Raw genomic sequence first — 1550 nt, 5'->3', positions numbered from 1 at the left:
ACCAGGTCCAGGAGCGCCGGCTGCCACGGGTCCTGCAGCCGGGAGACGGCTCCGACCTGGCGGTCGGCGGCGAAGGTGTACTGCGCCAGGTCGTTGGTGCCCAGCGACAGGAACTCGACCTCCTGCAGGATCGAGCGCGCCCGCAGCGCGGCGGACGGAATCTCCACCATCGCACCGAACTTCGCCCGCAGCCCGGCCTCACGGCAGGCGTCGGCGAACGCCTTGGCGTCGGCGCGGTCGGCGACCATGGGCGCCATGACCTCAAGGTAGACGGGGAGCCCCTCGGCGGCCTTGGAGAGCGCCGTCAGCTGGGTCCGCAGCACGTCGGGGTGGTCCAGCAGACTGCGCAGACCGCGTACACCGAGCGCCGGGTTCGGCTCGTCCGCGGGGGTCAGGAAGTCCAAAGGCTTGTCGGCACCCGCGTCCAGCACCCGCACGACCACGCGCCCCTCGGGGAACGCCTCCAGCACGGCACGGTAGGCAGCGGCCTGCTTCTCCTCGGACGGCGCCTGCTTGCTGTCGTCCAGGAACAGGAACTCCGTACGGAACAGCCCGACACCCTCGGCCCCGGCCTCCAGCGCCGCCGGGACGTCACCGGGGCCGCCGACGTTGGCGAGCAGCGGCACCTTGTGACCGTCGGAGGTGGCACCCGGCCCCGTCGCGGCGGACAGCGCGGCCTTGCGCGCCGCGGCGGCACTCCGCATCTCCGCGCGCCGGTCCTCGTCCGGCTCGACGAAGACCTCACCGGTGCTGCCGTCGACCGCGACGACCGTACCCTCGCCGATCTCACCCGCACCGGGCAGAGCCACCACGGCCGGCACCCCGAGCGCCCGGGCCAGGATGGCGCTGTGGCTGGTCGGCCCGCCCTCCTCGGTCACGAACCCGAGCACCAGCGCCGGGTCGAGCAACGCCGTGTCGGCGGGGGCGAGATCACGGGCGATCAGTACGTACGGCTCGTCGCTGTCCGGGACACCCGGCATCGGAACCCCGAGCAGCCGGGCCACGATGCGGTTGCGTACGTCGTCGAGGTCGGCGACGCGCCCGGCGAGGTACTCCCCGGCGTTGGCCAGCAGCGCGCGGTACGCCGCGAACGCGTCGTACACACCGCGCTCCGCGGTGCTGCCGACAGCGATGCGCCGTTCCACGTCGGCGATGAGTTCGGGATCCTGCGCCATCATGGCCTGGGCCTCGAGCACGTGCTGTGCCTCGCCTCCCGCCAGATTGCCCCGCGCGATCAGATCGGCCGCCACAGCTTCCACGGCCTGGCGGGCACGCCCCTGTTCGCGCCCGGCCTCCTCCGCGGGAATCTGTTTGGCGGGTGGTTCGAGCACCGCCGTACCCATGTGCCGAACTTCGCCGATCGCCACACCGTGGCTCACGCCGACGCCTCGCAGCGTTGTCTCCATTTCACCGTCTCCGATTGTGCGGTGGCCGTGCCGCCGCGGTGGATGTCCTACTGGTTGCCGCTCCCTCTTACGGCGCGTCACCGCGCCGAAGGGCTGTCCCGCACTTCCCGGTGGATCAGCGCGCGGCGTCAGATGCGGTGCATC

1 protein-coding gene is annotated in these 1550 nt (G+C 72.3%); it reads right to left on the bottom strand.

Annotation, left to right across the window (positions count from 1 at the left end; genetic code table 11):
- Window positions 1-1406: phosphoenolpyruvate--protein phosphotransferase (locus IH13_RS0114870; RefSeq protein ID WP_031084621.1), on the bottom strand; the 1406-nt coding region annotated here is incomplete at its 3' end.
- Between the last annotated feature and the right edge of the window lie 144 nt (window positions 1407-1550).

It is taken from the genome of Streptomyces sp. NRRL WC-3549 (genome assembly GCF_000721935.1).
Classification (GTDB): domain Bacteria; phylum Actinomycetota; class Actinomycetes; order Streptomycetales; family Streptomycetaceae; genus Streptomyces.
Note: the sequence above shows the minus strand (reverse complement) of the source record. Positions and strands in the feature narration are given on the sequence as shown.